This is a genomic window from uncultured Aggregatibacter sp. (genome assembly GCF_901873365.1).
Classification (GTDB): domain Bacteria; phylum Pseudomonadota; class Gammaproteobacteria; order Enterobacterales; family Pasteurellaceae; genus Aggregatibacter.
The window spans coordinates 25,329-41,901 of sequence record NZ_CABFLM010000022.1 but is presented as its reverse complement, the minus strand read 5'-3'; the positions used below and the strand labels follow the sequence as shown (position 1 = coordinate 41,901).

At 43.5% G+C, this 16,573-nt stretch carries 18 protein-coding genes; 3 read left to right on the top strand and 15 right to left on the bottom strand.

The genetic code is table 11. The annotated features are described in order from the left end of the window. Positions 1 to 18: 18 nt before the first annotated feature. A complete protein-coding gene (gene deoC, locus QZ106_RS00610; protein WP_295972968.1) occupies positions 19 to 690 on the top strand; it encodes a deoxyribose-phosphate aldolase in 672 nt (223 codons plus the stop codon). 59 nt (positions 691 to 749) lie between these two features. On the opposite strand, the gene hpt is transcribed toward deoC, so the two are convergent. From hpt to yihI, 12 genes are all read right to left on the bottom strand, one after another. After that, entirely contained in the window at positions 750 to 1,292 is a 543-nt protein-coding gene (gene hpt / locus QZ106_RS00605; protein ID WP_021615902.1) for a hypoxanthine phosphoribosyltransferase, read from the bottom strand. A gap of 243 nt (positions 1,293 to 1,535) precedes the next feature. Continuing rightward, entirely contained in the window at positions 1,536 to 2,897 is a 1,362-nt protein-coding gene (gene pmbA / locus QZ106_RS00600; RefSeq protein ID WP_295972962.1) for a metalloprotease PmbA, read from the bottom strand. Positions 2,898 to 3,022: 125 nt separating this feature from the next. Then, positions 3,023 to 3,790 (bottom strand): energy transducer TonB, encoded by a 768-nt coding sequence (locus QZ106_RS00595; protein ID WP_209364351.1) that lies wholly within the window; start codon positions 3,788 to 3,790, stop codon positions 3,023 to 3,025. Between the two features lie 10 nt (positions 3,791 to 3,800). Next, positions 3,801 to 4,277 carry a TonB system transport protein ExbD gene (exbD, locus tag QZ106_RS00590; protein WP_295972958.1) on the bottom strand — a complete coding sequence of 159 codons (477 nt, stop codon included), beginning with the start codon at positions 4,275 to 4,277 and terminating at the stop codon, positions 3,801 to 3,803. A gap of 9 nt (positions 4,278 to 4,286) precedes the next feature. Then, positions 4,287 to 4,751, bottom strand: coding sequence for a TonB-system energizer ExbB (exbB, locus tag QZ106_RS00585; RefSeq protein WP_209364349.1), 465 nt, complete (start codon positions 4,749 to 4,751; stop codon positions 4,287 to 4,289). Between the two features lie 311 nt (positions 4,752 to 5,062). After that, positions 5,063 to 5,413, bottom strand: coding sequence for a 50S ribosomal protein L19 (gene rplS / locus QZ106_RS00580; protein WP_021615897.1), 351 nt, complete (start codon positions 5,411 to 5,413; stop codon positions 5,063 to 5,065). A gap of 24 nt (positions 5,414 to 5,437) precedes the next feature. Then, complete coding sequence (trmD, locus tag QZ106_RS00575) at positions 5,438 to 6,187, bottom strand: tRNA (guanosine(37)-N1)-methyltransferase TrmD (protein WP_295972949.1); 750 nt, start codon at positions 6,185 to 6,187, stop codon at positions 5,438 to 5,440. 65 nt (positions 6,188 to 6,252) lie between these two features. Beyond that, entirely contained in the window at positions 6,253 to 6,780 is a 528-nt protein-coding gene (gene rimM, locus QZ106_RS00570) for a ribosome maturation factor RimM (protein WP_295972946.1), read from the bottom strand. Positions 6,781 to 6,804: 24 nt separating this feature from the next. Then, positions 6,805 to 7,053 (bottom strand): 30S ribosomal protein S16, encoded by a 249-nt coding sequence (gene rpsP / locus QZ106_RS00565; RefSeq protein WP_006719370.1) that lies wholly within the window; start codon positions 7,051 to 7,053, stop codon positions 6,805 to 6,807. Positions 7,054 to 7,214: 161 nt separating this feature from the next. Beyond that, positions 7,215 to 8,582, bottom strand: a complete 1,368-nt coding sequence (hemN, locus tag QZ106_RS00560; protein WP_295972938.1) for an oxygen-independent coproporphyrinogen III oxidase — start codon at positions 8,580 to 8,582, stop codon at positions 7,215 to 7,217. 20 nt (positions 8,583 to 8,602) lie between these two features. Continuing rightward, positions 8,603 to 9,037 carry a DUF2489 domain-containing protein gene (locus QZ106_RS00555; RefSeq protein WP_290521024.1) on the bottom strand — a complete coding sequence of 145 codons (435 nt, stop codon included), beginning with the start codon at positions 9,035 to 9,037 and terminating at the stop codon, positions 8,603 to 8,605. A 14-nt stretch (positions 9,038 to 9,051) separates the two neighbouring features. Beyond that, positions 9,052 to 9,612 (bottom strand): Der GTPase-activating protein YihI, encoded by a 561-nt coding sequence (yihI, locus tag QZ106_RS00550; RefSeq protein ID WP_295972934.1) that lies wholly within the window; start codon positions 9,610 to 9,612, stop codon positions 9,052 to 9,054. Between the two features lie 230 nt (positions 9,613 to 9,842). Here yihI and QZ106_RS00545 point away from each other — a divergent pair, with 230 nt between their 5' ends. Further along, complete coding sequence (locus tag QZ106_RS00545; RefSeq protein ID WP_295972931.1) at positions 9,843 to 11,069, top strand: MFS transporter; 1,227 nt, start codon at positions 9,843 to 9,845, stop codon at positions 11,067 to 11,069. 524 nt (positions 11,070 to 11,593) lie between these two features. Here QZ106_RS00545 and rpsT read toward each other — a convergent pair. Continuing rightward, positions 11,594 to 11,857, bottom strand: coding sequence for a 30S ribosomal protein S20 (rpsT, locus tag QZ106_RS00540; protein WP_005548279.1), 264 nt, complete (start codon positions 11,855 to 11,857; stop codon positions 11,594 to 11,596). A gap of 269 nt (positions 11,858 to 12,126) precedes the next feature. On the opposite strand from rpsT, the gene murJ reads away from it, so the two are divergent. Then, positions 12,127 to 13,695: a murein biosynthesis integral membrane protein MurJ gene (murJ, locus tag QZ106_RS00535; RefSeq protein WP_295972911.1), complete on the top strand. Its 1,569-nt coding sequence runs from the start codon at positions 12,127 to 12,129 to the stop codon at positions 13,693 to 13,695. A 139-nt stretch (positions 13,696 to 13,834) separates the two neighbouring features. Here the strand turns inward: murJ and lysC are convergent, their stop codons facing one another. Both lysC and proA read right to left on the bottom strand, forming a co-directional pair. Further along, positions 13,835 to 15,187, bottom strand: coding sequence for a lysine-sensitive aspartokinase 3 (lysC, locus tag QZ106_RS00530; protein WP_295972908.1), 1,353 nt, complete (start codon positions 15,185 to 15,187; stop codon positions 13,835 to 13,837). Between the two features lie 119 nt (positions 15,188 to 15,306). Beyond that, a complete protein-coding gene (proA, locus tag QZ106_RS00525) occupies positions 15,307 to 16,569 on the bottom strand; it encodes a glutamate-5-semialdehyde dehydrogenase (protein WP_295972905.1) in 1,263 nt (420 codons plus the stop codon). Positions 16,570 to 16,573 lie beyond the last annotated feature (4 nt).

Below are 16,573 nucleotides of genomic sequence, written 5' to 3'. Positions count from 1 at the left end.
ATAAAAGGAGCTTTTACAATGAACGCACAACACCTCGCTCACTACATTGATCACACTGCACTGACCGCAGAAAAAACAGAAACGGATATCCTGACATTATGCGATGAAGCCATTGAATATCAATTTTTTTCTGTTTGCATTAACTCGTGTCATATTCCTTTGGCAAAACAAAAATTGGCCGGCACGCCGATAAAAATTTGTACTGTCGTGGGCTTTCCATTGGGCGCGAATCTAACCTCGGTCAAAGTATTTGAAACGCAAGCCGCCATTGCTGCCGGTGCGGATGAAATTGATATGGTCATCAATGTTGGATGGATTAAATCAAATCAGTGGGTCGCTGTAAAAGAAGATATTCAAGCCGTCTTAACTGCCTGTCAGGGTAAACCGTTAAAAGTCATTTTAGAAACCTGCTTGCTCACAAAAGAGGAAATTGTAAAAGCCTGTGAAATCAGTAAAGCCTTAGGGGTCGCCTTTGTTAAAACATCAACCGGTTTTAATCGGGGCGGCGCTACCGTAGAAGATGTCGCGTTGATGAAACAGGTTGTGGGAGACATTGGTGTTAAAGCCTCCGGAGGGATTCGAGATACGCAAACAGCGCTTGCGATGATTGAAGCCGGCGCAACACGCATTGGTGCCAGTGCCGGTATTGCTATTGTGAAAGGGATTAAAGACAATAATAGCGATTATTAATCCACCTCATTGAAGATGGGAAATCAGCATCTGTTGATGTTCCCATCTGCTGGTCTTATCTATTCGTCCAAAATCACTTTGCCAATGTAACCCAAATTACGATGGCGTTGTGCGTAATCAATACCATAGCCGACAACAAACTCATCAGGAATAGTGAATCCTACCCAATCAACCGGCACATCCACTTCACGGCGTGAAGGTTTATCCAATAACGTACAAATGGTCAACGAACTTGGCTCGCGTAGATTTAAAATATCGCGCACTTTTTGTAAGGTGTAGCCGGTATCGATAATATCTTCCACAATCAGCACATGTTTGCCTTTAATGTCGCCATCAAGATCCTTGCTGATACGCACATCATGATTGGAATTCATGGCATTACCGTAACTGGATGTAGTCATAAAATCGATTTCCACAGGCAAGTGAATTTCGCGCACTAAATCCGCCATAAACATGAAAGAACCACGTAACAAGCCGACAACAACCAATGGCGTATGGATATTTTTATGTTGATAAAAATTGGTAATTTCTTGGCCTAATTCCGCAATGCGACTGCGCACATCCTGTTCGGAAATAAGAATGTCAACGTGATGTTTTTTCATGAAATAATCGCCTTTTTAATGGGAGTGAAGTGCGGGTATTTTAGCAAAAAAAAGACTGAAGTTTAAACTTCAGTCTTTTGAATACCCTAACGAATTTACTTTTTACTCTACCTGTTATGGAGCATGATGCAAACTTTAAAATGAAACCAATCACCTTAACTGCAATACTTAACAGATGGAATGCATTGTATCAGAGATCTCATTTTTTTCAATAAGAATTATTATCATTTAATAAAATAGGATCTAATTTCCGGAAATTTTCAGATTTTCCAACAGGATCGAACCGGTCTGGATATTTGAACGATGTTCAATATCATCCCCAACTGCCACAATATTACGTAACATATCCTGCAATCTGCCAGCAATGGTGATTTCACCCACCGGATATTGAATTTCACCGTTTTCCACCCAGAATCCGGCGACGCCACGTGAGTAATCACCGGTAACCAAATTTACCCCTTGCCCCATCACTTCTGTTACCAATAACCCGCGTCCCATTTCACGTAAAAGTGCGGTCAGTTTTCCAGACGAATTGGGCTGGACCAACCAGTTGTGAATGCCACCGGCGTGTCCCGTGCTTTGCATACCCAACTTACGACTGCTATAACTGGTGAGCAAATAGGTTTGCAAAATCCCTTGACGAATAATCTCCAAATCCTTCGTTCTGACGCCTTCGCTATCAAATGGCGTTGAGGCAAGGCGGCCAATTAAATGCGGTTTTTCACTAATGTGAAACCAATCCGGCAAAACTTGCTTGCCAAGATGATCTAGCAAGAAACTGGCTTTACGGTATAAACTGCCACCACTAATAGCCGTAGCTAAATGGCTGATTAAGCCGGTCGCCACATCATTTAGGAAAATTACCGGCGCTTGCTGCGTGGCGATTTTTTGCGGTTGTAGACGAGCAAGGGTTTTTCGTGCGGCATTTTCACCCACCCATTGTGCATTTTCTAATGCATTAATATCACGGGAAACCGTGTATTCATAATCTCGTTCCAGTTGATCATCATGTGCAGCGATAACTGAGCAAGACAACGAATAGCGGCTAGACAAATAACTTTGCAACATACCATGGCTATTTCCATACACTCGCACGCCGGTATGTGCATTGAAAGACGCGCCTTCGCTGTTAACAATGCGTTTGTCAAATGCTAGCGCCGCGTTTTCTGTCTCTAATGCCAACTGCGCAGCACGATCCACATCAATATCTGCCGCGTGATACAAATCTAGATCCGGTGCATCAAATGCCATTAATGCTTTGTCGGCTAAACCGGCACAATCATCGGGTGAGGTATATTTCGCAATCGCTAATGCGGCTTCTACGGTATTTTTAATGGCTTCAGGGCTTAAATCGGAAGTGGAGGCATTGCCTTTTTGTTGACCTAAATAAACTGAAATGCCTAATGCGCCATCATTATTAAATTCAACGTTTTCAATATCTTTTAAACGGGTAGAAACCGATAACCCTCCGGATTTCGTCACACCCACTTCGGCGGCCGCACCGGCTTTTTGGGCGATTTCAAGGGCAAGACTGACCGCATCGCATAATTGTTGTTCTTGTTGCTGTAAAAGTGCGGTCTGATTTTCAAGAGTTTTTACTGACATAAAGGAATTTCTCGTGGTTAAAAATGCCCTAATTTTAGCCTATTTTTCTTTTTAAGGCTAACCGCAAAAAAATGCGCCTCAGGTTGTCACACAATCCTGAGGCATATTTTTATCCGTCAGAAAAACTAGTCGATTTTAAAACTAATCGGCACAGAAATCGATGCGCCCATGCCTGCCGGTCGAGGCCCAATCGATCTGGCGCTATTTACCGCACTTAACGCTGCATTATCCAAATCTTCAACCCCTGAACTCTTCGCAATCGCTACGCCGGTGATAGAACCATCTGCACCAATAGTAAAGGAAACCGTCACCACGCCCTGCTTACGCATCATTTTCGCACGAGCAGGATAACGTTTGTGTCGTTCAATTTCACGGCGCAACGCAGAACGATAAGCATCAAGCTCACTGCCGCTGGCGCCATTTCCCACTAAGTTAGGATTCGTCGTCGTTGCCGGACCGGTTGTCGTTGCCTTTGAATTCACAGAAGCGTTAGATTCAACCGTTCTGTCACCTATCGGCACATCAGGGCTTGGTTTAACTTTCGGTTTTTCTTTTGGCTTTTGTTTAGGTTTTTCTTTTGGCTTCTCTTTCGGCTCTTGCGGTTTTTCCGGTTCTTTTGGTTTTTCAACCTTTGGCGGTTCCGGTTTAACGGTTGGATCTTCAACGGTTTCCTGTTTTTCCGGCTCCGGGGCTTTTTCTTCCACCGGCGGCGGATCAGCCTCTACCATGGCCATCATCATTTCCATGGAAATACTGGTTGAAATTTCACCGGTCGCACTGTTAGCACTCGTATCCGTGGTATTCACATGGCTACCAAAAAGCCAAACTATTATCGCAATATGAATCGCAGCAGATAAGAGAAAGCTCAAGAGTGAACGTTTTGCATTCTGCATTCACATTCTCCTACTTGCCGGCACCGACGGCTTGTTCTGCAGGTTTTGTCCCTTGAGATTCCACTGATTTGAGCGCCTGCGGATTCGTGTTTTTGGGTTTCTCGCCACCTTTATCTTTCGTTGCCACAATGGCGACATCTTTAATGTCATTTTTCGCCAATAAATCCGTGACAGACACAAAATCTTGGAATGTGGCATCCGCATCAATCTTTAAGGTCACTTTTTGGGTTTTATCCCAACCGGCAATTTCAGTCTCCAGCGCTTCAAGCGTGGTCGGTTTGTCATTAAAAAACAGCTCACCCTTTGCCGTAACGGTTAATAATTTTGCCAGCTCGCTAGATTTAAACGCCACAGAAGCACTTGCTTTCGGTACATTCACTTGGATTTTTCCTTGTGAAATAAAAGAAGCAGTAATCAACACGATAGCAAGCAACACCAACATAATATCAATAAACGGAATAATGTTGATTTCATCAAACTTTTTCACAGGAATTCCTTATGCTTCGGTTTCTTCTTTATATTTTTGAGAATTTAAGACTTTCCACTTCAAACGGTTAACTTCAACCTTACGCCCTAATGCGTTATAGAAAATCATGGACGGAATTGCCACCAAGATACCAAGTGCGGTCGCTTTTAGCGCTAAAGATAGATGCATCATAATTTCACCGGCATTCACTTCGCCACCGGCTTGACCGATTTGGTAAAAGGTTAAAAGAATACCGATAACGGTTCCTAACAAACCAACATAAGGTGCATTCGCGCCGATGGTGGAAATGACAGTGAGATTGCGGTTTAAATCAATTTCAAGTGCATGAATGGTGGAATATTGACTGACTTTAACGCGGGCTAAGAAAATAAAACGCTCAATCACCATGGCGAGCATTAAGACGCTCATAAAAAGCAATAAACCGATAATAATGTAATCACTGTACTTTTGTAAAAAGTCAAAAATCTGCGGCATTTGTTTTTCCTTTGAATAGGCTCGAAAAAATAAGTAAAAGAAAACTGTGAATAGGAATTTTCTTTAACTGATAATAAGTCGCATTTATTATAACCCTCTTCAATGATTTGTAAATCAAAACTTATCAATAGGTTAAAAGCATTAATGACGTGATTTAAGGAGAAAACAAGTGAGAGAATAGGAAGAAAAGAGAGAAAGAAAATCCTGTGGCTGAGGCGATAGTCGGACGTAACAAATAAAAAAATCTGCACCTTAGTCCGTTACTTATGTTATCTAACGTTTCGCGTGCAGATTCTTCTAAATGTACGAAATTATTCGCCCAAACGCTCTTTAATACGAGCTGCTTTACCGGAAAGTGCGCGTAAGTAGTAAAGTTTCGCTTTACGTACCGCACCTTTACGTTTCACTACGATGCTATCCACTGCCGGAGAGTGAGTTTGGAATACACGCTCAACACCAACACCGTTAGAGATTTTGCGTAGGGTGAATGCAGAATGCAAGCCACGGTTACGAATTGCAATAACCACGCCTTCGAATGCTTGCAAACGACGCTTACTACCTTCAACAACCCATACTTTCACTTCTAATGTGTCACCTGGACGGAAGCTTGGTACGTTTTGTTTTAATTGTTCTTGTTCAAGTTGTTTAATGATGTTAGACATTTTTGATCCTTTTTGATCCTAGAATTAACTGAGTTTACTGTTATATTCGGCTTTCACCTGTTTTAATAGCTTACGTTGTTCGTCAGTCAGAGCTAGGCCTTCCAGTAGCTCAGGGCGTCGTAACCATGTTCTCAATAACGATTGTTTTAACCGCCATTTGCGAATTTCCTCATGGTGTCCCGACATCAGCACGGGTGGCACGGTTAATCCATCAAGCACTTCAGGACGCGTATAATGCGGACAATCCAGTAATCCGTCGGCAAACGAATCTTCCTCAGCGGAAGCTTGTTTACCAAGCACACCTGGGATAAATCGGGCAACTGCGTCAATTAACGTCATTGCCGGCAATTCACCGCCGGTGAGGACATAATCACCTACTGACCATTCTTCATCAACAACCGTTTCAATCAAACGCTCGTCAATGCCTTCATATCGGCCGCATAACAAAATCAATTTCTGATTCTGCGCTAATTCCTCTACACCTTGTTGATCGAGTTTACGACCTTGTGGCGAGAGATAAATCACTTTTGCACCTTCACCTGCGACTTCTTTTGCTGAATCGATAGCATCCTTTAACGGTTGCACCATCATCAGCATTCCCGGGCCTCCGCCATAAGGACGGTCATCCACGGTTTTATGCTTATCGTGCGTAAAATCTCTTGGATTCCAGCACCGCACTTGTAACAGGTTTTGCTTAACAGCCCTGCCGGTTACCCCATATTCCGTAATTGCTTTAAACATTTCAGGGAACAGACTTATTACCCCAATCCACATAATTTAGCCTTAACTTTTGAGCCTTATGTTTAATGTTACCGCAAAGCGCTACGGCATACCTGAGATTAGAAACCAGCGTCCCAATCCACTGTAATCGTCTTAGTGGCGGGATCGACTCTTTTAACTACTTGTTCATACAAAAACGGAATTAACCGCTCTTGTTTCCCGAAAGCATCTTTTACATTGGCTTTTACCACCAATACATCATTGGAACCGGTTTCCATCATTTCAGTCACGGTTCCCATGGCATAACCTTCTAGGTTCACCACCGCACAACCGATTAAATCGTGCCAGTAGTAATCCCCTTCTTCCAAGGTTGGAAATACCGATAAATCGACACCGATTTCCACATTGGCAAGAGTTTGCGCCGCCTCACGATCATCCACGCCTTTTAATTTAACGATCAGTTCGTGATTATGATGACGCCAGTTTTCCAATTCGGTTGGCAGCCACTGCCCTTTGATTTTCAAAAACCAAGGTTGATAGTCAAAGATACTTTCAGCTTGTTCTGTGGATGAGTAAATACGTAACCAACCGCGAATACCATAAGTCGAACCTAATTTTCCGACAGTTTCGATTCTTTGTTGTTGCATATTCATCACCTCAAAAAAGCAAAATTACGCAGCTTTTTGCGCTTCTTTTACTAAAGTCGCAACGCGATCAGACAATGAAGCACCTTGGCTAACCCAGTGGTTAACACGGTCTAAATTGATACGAACACGTTCTGCATTGCCTTGTGCAATTGGATTGAAGAAACCAACACGCTCAATGAAACGACCGTCACGTGGTGAACGGCTGTCAGCAACTACGATTTGGTAAAATGGGCGTTTTTTAGCTCCGCCACGAGATAAACGAATGGTTACCATAACCTTCCTCTAATTATTTGATTACAAAAAGAAAACTCTCAAATATCGAAAGTTAAATGAGAGTTAAACTTACTTTTTTCTCTGTATATATAGACAAAAAGCCTGTGGATTTTACTCTTTTCCCGGCAAAAAGCAAGCCGGAAATACGATGTCGGCTTTTCTTAAATAATCCGCGAGAATTGCTGTTGCTTGGCTTGTACGCGAGAGTAAGTGTCAAAACACAAACAAATATTACGAATCAACAAACGGCCTTTCGGAGAAACGACAATTTGTTCATCGCCAATCTCTAATAAACCGTCGGCTGCCAAAGGCGCTAGCAACGCTAAATCTTCTGCAAAGTGTTGTTTAAAGTTAATGTTGTACTGTTTTTCTAATGGCGCATACGCTAATTTAAAGTTACAAATTAATTGTTTAATCATATCACGACGCAGGCAATCTTCTTCTGTCATCGCCAAGCCTTTGTGTAAGGCAATGCCATTTTCCTCCACATGGGCATAATAAGTTTTCAGATCTTTTTGGTTTTGTGCGTAGGTGTCGCCTAACAAGCTAATAGCCGACACACCCAATCCCAGCAAATCGCATTCTTCCTGTGTGGTGTAACCTTGGAAATTACGATGCAAAATGCCTTTTTGCTGTGCAATGGCAAGCTCATCATCCGGTTTCGCAAAGTGATCCATACCGATAAATTTATAGCCGGCATTGCCCAAGGTTTCGATGGTTTTTTGCAAAATTTCCAGCTTGGTTTCCGGTTTAGGTAATTGCCATTCTTTAATTTTCGCCTGACCGGCAAAACGACTAGGCAAGTGGGCATAGTTAAACACACTGAGACGATCAGGATTGAGCTCAATCACTTTTTGCAATGTGAACATAAAACTTTCTACGGTTTGCAACGGAAGACCGTAAATTAAATCCAAATTAGTCGATTGGAAACCCAACTCACGGGCGCGCACCAATAAAGCATTGACAAATGCCTCATCTTGCTCACGATTCACCGCTTTTTGCACGTCTTTATTGAAATCTTGCACGCCCATACTAATACGGTTGAAACCAATGTTGCGCAAATGGTCCAGCATGGAAAGCTCAATTTCACGCGGATCCATTTCAATACTCACTTCTGCATTGTCAGCGATCTTGAAGTGTTCACGTAGCATATTCATTAAACGTGCCGATTGAACTTCCGTTAAATAGGTCGGTGTGCCACCACCCCAATGCACTTGGGTCGCCACACGGTTTGTAAATAATTTCGACCGCGCTTTAATTTCTTTTTCAAGAAAATCTAAATAGATATCCGCTTTATGTTGATGGCGGGTAATGACCTTATTACAGCCACAGAAATAACAAAGTTTATGACAAAACGGAATGTGTACATATAAAGACAGCGGGCGGTCAGGATAACGCTGTGTAGCAGCAATAAAATCCTCGTTCGTATAATGTTCATTAAATTCCAATGCTGTCGGATAAGACGTATAACGCGGACCGGATTGATTGTATTTCTGAATTAATGCCAAATCCCAAATAATCTCGGACATTAAATTTCCCCCAATATTTTTTATAATTTTTCAATATCAGCCAATAGCTGATGTAACTCCAACTTAATGTTTTTTTCAAGTGCCGCTTCAGCACTTTCACGTTGCAAATCTAAACGCATACGTTCGTTCTTTTTTAATGCGTTGCGCGCCTCATGTGTCGGCATCGTTTCAACCACTTCGTATAACTGTAGCATGGTAACATGGTTTTTAATGCTCATTCCCACCGGTTCTAATAGCATTTTCAGGCGCAACACGCCCTCGGAAAGATTGCAATCGTCATTCAGCATGGCTTTGGCAATGATTTCGATGCTTTCCTTAATACGATTGATTCGGTTTCGGCGAGCTTGTTGCAACGCCTTTTTTTGCTTTTGCAAGGCAAGCAATAAATAGGTGGCATAGCCTATCATCCCCACAATGATACAAACTGCCACAAGCAATAATACTGTCTTCCACATAATAAATAACGGGTTTATTTGAATTGGTTAATGTTGATTGTCTCAAAAGTGCGGTATAAATCTTCGGCGTTTTCCTCGTCTTCTACAATACCTAATTCTTCCATTAATTGCGCGACTCGTGCTAAGCACTCATCCACAAATTGCTGATCTTTGAGAGACAATTGCTTGCCTTCTTCCAGTTGATCCAACAAGTGATTTAAGCATTCATTATTCTCCAATTGTTCTAATTCAAGCATCGGATCCAAGGTTGCTTTTGGCTCAGATTTTGCAGCTGATTCTGCTTGCGCTTTTTGCGGTTTATTGACGAACTCCACCATCAACGGCACTTTTTTACGACTGCCAATGCGCGGATCTTTCATCTCCAACGCTTGATTTTCGGCTTTCGCATTCACCGCACTATGGCGGGAACCTGAGGCTAATCCTTTGTGTTTGCGTTTTTTCTTCTCTTCACGCGCCTTTGCATCAAGTTCATAACGCGTTGACTGACGACCTGAACGTGGTGCGGTCGGTTTTTTATCGGTTTTGCGGGTCGGCATAATATCCGTCACGCGACGGGTCTTTTTCTGACGGGACATAACGTATCTCTTAGCGAATAAAATTAAGTCGCGATTGTACCACCGTGTAGGAAATTTAACGAGAGGAACGCCAAATCTTCTACCGATTTTATCATGCCATTCATTGAAATTTTCTTAAAAAGCAGTAAACTAGCGCACAATTTTTTGGCCTTGTTTTATACAAGCTAAAAAATCACTTCTTTATAATAAACTTTAAATGTTACCCGTGAGTAACAGAAGGACAATTCAACATGACTACAAAAGTAAATAGCTATGGCTGGAAAGCCTTGCTAGGCTCTGCCGTCGGCTATGCGATGGACGGTTTCGATCTTCTTATCCTCGGTTTTATGTTAAGCGCCATCTCTGCCGATTTGGGATTAACCCCGGCGCAAGGCGGTTCTTTAGTAACTTGGACATTAGTTGGTGCTGTTTTTGGTGGTATCGTTTTCGGTGCATTAAGTGATAAATATGGCCGTGTGCGCGTGTTAACGTGGACGATCATTCTTTTTGCCGTATTCACCGGCTTATGCGCATTAGCGCAAGGTTATTGGGATTTACTGATTTATCGCACCATTGCCGGTATTGGTTTAGGTGGCGAGTTCGGGATCGGCATGGCATTAGCGGCGGAAGCTTGGCCGGCACGTCACCGTGCGAAAGCGGCTTCTTATGTGGCGCTTGGCTGGCAAGTCGGTGTATTAGCGGCAGCATTGTTAACCCCATTATTATTGCCACAAATTGGCTGGCGTGGCATGTTTGTGGTGGGTATTTTCCCGGCATTTGTGGCGTGGTATTTACGCTCCCGTTTGCATGAGCCTGACATTTTTGTGCAAAAACAGACCGCACTTTCCAAACCAACAAGCCGTTGGGCGTCTAAATTGGAGTCATTCAAATTATTAGTGAAAGATAAAGCCACCGCCAAAGTCAGTTTGGGCGTGGTTATCCTGACCTCCGTACAAAACTTCGGTTATTACGGCATTATGATTTGGATGCCAAATTTCCTTTCCAAACAACTTGGCTTTAGCTTGACGAAATCCGGTGTATGGACGGCTGTCACCGTTTGCGGCATGATGGCGGGCATCTGGATTTTCGGTCGTTTGGCGGATCGCATTGGACGTAAACCAAGTTTCTTATTGTTCCAAGCCGGGGCAGTGGTCAGCATCATTGCGTATTCACAATTAACAGATCCGAATACCATGTTAATTGCCGGTGCGTTCTTGGGGATGTTTGTGAACGGCATGATGGGCGGTTATGGTGCGTTAATGGCAGAAGCTTACCCGACTCAAGCACGCGCTACCGCACAAAACGTGTTGTTTAATTTGGGGCGTGCGGTGGGCGGCTTTGGCCCGGTCGCCGTGGGGGCAGTGGTTTCCGCTTATTCCTTCCAAACTGCCATTGCCTTTTTAGCGGTGATTTATGTCATCGATATGTTAGCAACAGTGTGTTTAGTGCCGGAATTAAAAGGCAAAGAGCTACATTAATGCGATGAAAGTGCGGTTGAAAAATGAAATGTTTTTTCACCGCACTTTACCTCTCATCCTATCAAAAAAGAAAAATAACAATCCGCACGTAAAACGTTCGGTTTTTAGGCTCCCCTATAAGAGCCTATACTTCACAAGCCCCTCAAGAAGCTTGTGAAAACCGGTAACCGTGTTTATTTTCATATCACTATTTTAGTGAATCGTAGCGTGCAACTTGTTGCACGAAATCATGAATGCCCGAAAGAGTTAAATAACGTTCCGTGCGTAATTTGGTCGTGCATCAAGATACACGCTACGCATGAAATCGTGAATTACGCATCGAGGTTAATTATTCGTGCAACAAGATGTATGCTACGCACAAAATCGTAAATTACGTATCGAGGTTAATTATTCGTGCAACAAGTTGCACGCTACGAGGAAGGGCTCCATACGCATAGCGTATGGTTTTTATAGCCAGGCCTTGGCTGGCTATAACAAAAAACCGCTCAAATGAGCGGTTTTTTTTAACAATGAAAAGGCAAAAATTAAGCTAATTTTTTGATTTGTGCAGCTAATTTAGATTTGTGGTTTGCTGCTTTGTTAGCGTGAATTAAGCCTTTAGAAGCCATGCGGTCAACAACTTTTTGCATTTCAACGAATGCTGCTTCAGCTGCTGCTTTCTCACCCGCTGCGACTTGAGCATAAACTTTTTTGATGTAAGTACGCATCATAGAGCGTTGGCTTGCGTTGTGTTGACGGCGTTTTTCAGATTGAACCGCACGTTTTTTTGCTGACTTGATATTAGCCAAGGTCAAACTCCTAAAAATTTCTGTTAGTTAATAGTGACAAAATAGGGGCGTAAATATGCCGATTTCTTATACATTTGTCAACGGGGATTTTGTTTTGATTTCGGTGAGACACAACCGAAAGTAAGCATCGTTATTCTTAACAAGTGCTTCCTAAATGGGCTCACACAAACGATGTGCGCGGGATTTTAACAGTTTTTTCCCTTAGAATATAGCGTAAAAACGAAATTTCTATACAATTAGGCAAATTTTATCATTCAGAGTAATTCGTTTTGAGTAAAAGATTATTAAAATCCGGCATGATCGTGAGTGGGATGACGCTTGTTTCGCGTGTATTAGGCTTGGTTCGCGATGTAGTGATTGCTAATTTAATCGGTGCCGGCGCAGCGGCGGATGTGTTTTTATTCGCCAACCGTATTCCTAATTTTCTCCGTCGATTATTCGCCGAAGGGGCGTTTTCACAAGCATTTGTACCGGTGTTAGCGGAATATCAAAAATCCGGAGATTTATCAAAAACCCGTGAATTTATCGGTAAGGTGTCGGGCACCTTGGGCGGTTTGGTCACGGTCGTTACGTTATTAGCGATGATCGGTTCGCCGGTGGTGGCAGCAATTTTCGGCACAGGTTGGTTTGTGGATTGGTTGAATGACGGGCCAAATGCGGAAAAATTCACGCAAGCCTCCTTGTTACTCAAAATCACCTTTCCTTATTTATGGTTCGTGACCTTCGTTGCGCTGTCCGGTGCAATTCTGAATACCATCGGCAAATTCGGCGTGATGTCGTTCTCGCCGGTGTTGCTCAATATTGCCATGATTGCCACCGCACTTTGGCTGGCTCCGCAGTTGGAAAATCCGGATTTAGGCTTGGCGATCGGGATCTTTCTCGGCGGGTTATTACAATTTCTGTTTCAACTGCCTTTCTTATATCAAGCCAAATTATTAGTAAAACCCAAATGGGCGTGGCATGACGAAGGTGTGAAGAAAATTCGCACACTGATGATTCCCGCCTTATTCGGGGTTTCTGTAAGCCAAATCAACTTGCTCCTTGATACCTTTATCGCCAGTTTTTTAATGACGGGCTCCATCAGTTGGCTATATTATTCCGACCGCTTGTTAGAGTTTCCGCTTGGGTTGTTCGGTATTGCCATTTCTACGGTGATTTTGCCAACCCTTGCTCGGCACCATGTGAACCGTGATGATAACGCTAAAAGTGCGGTGGATTTTCGCAACACAATGGACTGGGGCGTACGCATGATTTTATTGCTCGGTGTGCCGGCAATGATTGGTATCGCTGTATTGGCTCAGCCTATGTTGTTGGTGCTGTTTATGCGTGGCAGTTTTACTTTTAGCGATGTGCAATCAGCCTCTTATTCCCTGTGGGGCTTTAACGCAGGGCTTCTGAGTTTCATGTTAATCAAGATTTTGGCGAACGGTTATTATGCCCGTCAAAACACCAAAACGCCGGTGAAAATTGGCATTATTGCCATGGTGAGCAACATGGCATTTAATGTCTTAGCCATTCCGTTTAGCTATGTGGGTTTGGCGATAGCCTCTGCCATGTCGGCAACGTTAAACGCGTATCTGCTTTATCGTGGATTGGCAAAAGCGGACGTTTATCATTTTAGCCGTCAAAGTGCGGTGTTTTTTCTGAAAGTTTTTTGTGCCGCTGCCATGATGGGGCTATTGGTTTGGTATAACAGCCCAAGCTTGATCGAATGGAATGCCATGAGTTTTCTTACCCGCGTACATTGGCTTGCATGGCTGATTGTTTTAGCCACAATCGTTTATGGCGGCATGTTGCTGGTCTTGGGTCTTCGTAAACAACACCTCTTAATAAAATAACCGGCGAGAAAAAATCACCGAATCCAATAAAAAAGAGGAGAAAATGACATTTCATCTTCTCCCCTTTACCACATCAAACAGACGTGAGGTTTTTCCAACGGATCAATGACCGCAAAGTGCGGTCATTTTTTCATACGTTTTACTCAAACAAAGAGCGATGTAAGGAACGAACAATGTCATCGGCTTTATCGCTGTCTGCCAACAAGCAAATATTGTTAGTGCTGGCACCGTAACTAATCATACGGATATTGTACGCATCTAAGGTTTCAAAAATACGTTTGGCGACACCGGAGGCTGTGTGGAGTTCATTGCCGATTAAGGCGACCAAAGACAAGCCGGTATCCACTTTCACCGTGCAGAATTGGCTTAATTCTTCGATTAATTCCTGAGAGAGTAAGCTTTTACCGGAAGAGGCTGAACCCGTTTTATCCAAGGTTAAGGCAACGCTAACTTCCGATGTTGTGATGGTGTCTACGGAGATTTTGTGTTTGGCTAAAATCGTGAAAATATTCGCTAAAAAACCTTGTGCATACAGCATATTTAAGCTGGAGAGTGTGAGCAAGGTTTGGTCACGACGCAAGGCAATCGCACGGAATGTCGGGCGCGGTTGCGGATTGCGGGTCACCCAAGTGCCGCCGTCTTGTGGCGCTTTGCTGGAACCGACATAGACCGGGATATTGCTACGCACGGCAGGAAGTAAGGTTGCCGGGTGCAATACTTTCGCACCGAAGGTTGCCATTTCTGCCGCTTCGGAAAAACTCATAGTATCAATACGTTGTGCGTTTGGCACGATGCGAGGATCGGTGGTGTAAATGCCGGCAACATCGGTCCAAATTAACACATTTTGCGCATTGAGCACTTCAGCAAGTAGGGCGGCAGAATAGTCGCTACCGCCACGTCCTAAGGTGGTCGTTTTACCTTGTTCATCACGGCCGATAAAACCTTGAGTAATGACTAACTCTCCGCGTTCGATTAACGGTTTCAAGAGGTTATCGCAGTTTTGACGGGTTTGTTCATCATTTGGTGCGGCTTTGCCGAAATGGCTGTTTGTGGCAACAATGGTACGCACATCCAACCAAGTGGCTTCAATTTGTAATTCACGCAACACTTCCACAAAAATCAAGGAAGACATCATTTCACCGTGGCTGATTAATTCATCGGTTAATGCCAAGGAGGTGGCTAAATTTGCGGCTTCCGCTAATGAGGTGATATTGGCTAATAAGGCTTCGATTTTTGGTCGCACGCGACTGTCGTCTTTTAATTCTGTCAAAATGTTTTCTTGAATTTGACGCACTTCATTTAGCAATTTATTGCGTTCCGGTTCTTCACAACCGTTTGCTAAGGCGACCAATAAGTTGGTGACACCGGCGGAAGCAGAGAGAACAACAACGCGAGTATTGGGATCGGCAATCACGATGTTGGCGCAAGATTGCATGGCGGGGTAGTTGGCGACGCTGGTGCCACCGAATTTAGCAACTGAAAGATGAGACATAAAAAAACTCCGATAAATAAGTATGATTAGTGTGTTTACTCTACAAATACTGATTTACCCGAGTTTTGTCAAACAATTAATTTTGATTTTTGAATAATTTTTAAAAAATACTCTCTTTTTTAAGAACGGATCGAATAATCGCCTACGCACACCCATTTATAGGTGGTGAGTGCCTCTAATCCCATTGGGCCGCGAGCGTGTAATTTTTGTGTGCTTACCGCGACTTCTGCGCCTAAACCAAATTGTCCCCCGTCAGTAAAACGGGTGCTGGCATTGACATAAACCGCCGCCGAATCCACTTGGGCGATAAATTGCTGTGCCTGCTTTTGCGAAGAGGTCAAAATACTGTCGGAATGTTGACTGCCATATTGACGAATATGGGCGACGGCTTCTGTTAAATCTTCGACCACAACCACATTTAAATCCAATGACAGCCATTCCTGTTTCAGTTCAGCTTCCACTAATGGCACCACATTGGCACTGGCTTTTTGCAGCAGGAAAAGTGCGGTCGGATCTGCGTGTAATTTTACGTTTTTCTCTTTCAACGTTTCTGCCAGTTTAGGTAAAAAGTCATTTGCAATGCTGCGTTGTACTAACAGCGTTTCCAAGGTGTTACAGGTACTTGGGCGTTGTGTTTTTGCATTGAAAATTACCGGCAGCGCTTTTTCCAAATCGGCGGTTTCCTCGATGAACATATGGCAAACGCCGATACCGCCAACAATCACCGGAATAGTTGAATGTTCTTTTACTAATTGATGCAATGCTGCTCCGCCACGAGGGATAATCATGTCGACATATTGGTCTAATTTCAGCAATTCCATGACTAATGCGCGATCGGGATCGGTAATAGCTTGAACCGCCGCTTTAGGCAAACCTGCACGTTCTAAGGCGATTTGCACCACGTCCACCAAGATTTTATTAGAATGTTGTGTTTCTTTGCCGCCGCGTAGAATGACGGCGTTGCCGGTTTTTAAGCAGAGACTTGCCACATCAATTGTCACATTCGGACGCGCTTCGTAGATCGTACCGATAACCCCTAAAGGCACGCGAATACGTTCAATCTTAATCCCGCTATCCAACACACCACCGTCAATAAGTTGCCCAACGGGATCCGCCAAAGAAATCACATGGCGCACGTCATTAGCGATGCCTTGTAGGCGCTCAGGCGTTAATAATAAACGATCAATAATGGCGTCGGATAAACCGTTTTGTTTGGCATTTTCGATGTCTTGCGCATTGGCGGCTAAAATACGATCTTGTTCTTGTTTTAATTGCTCGGCGATAAACGCTAAGGCTTGATTTTTTTCGCGTTGGGAAAGTTGGGAAAGTATGAAGGCAGCCTCTTTCGCCTGTTTTCCCATTTCAATTAAATTGACGGACATCTTT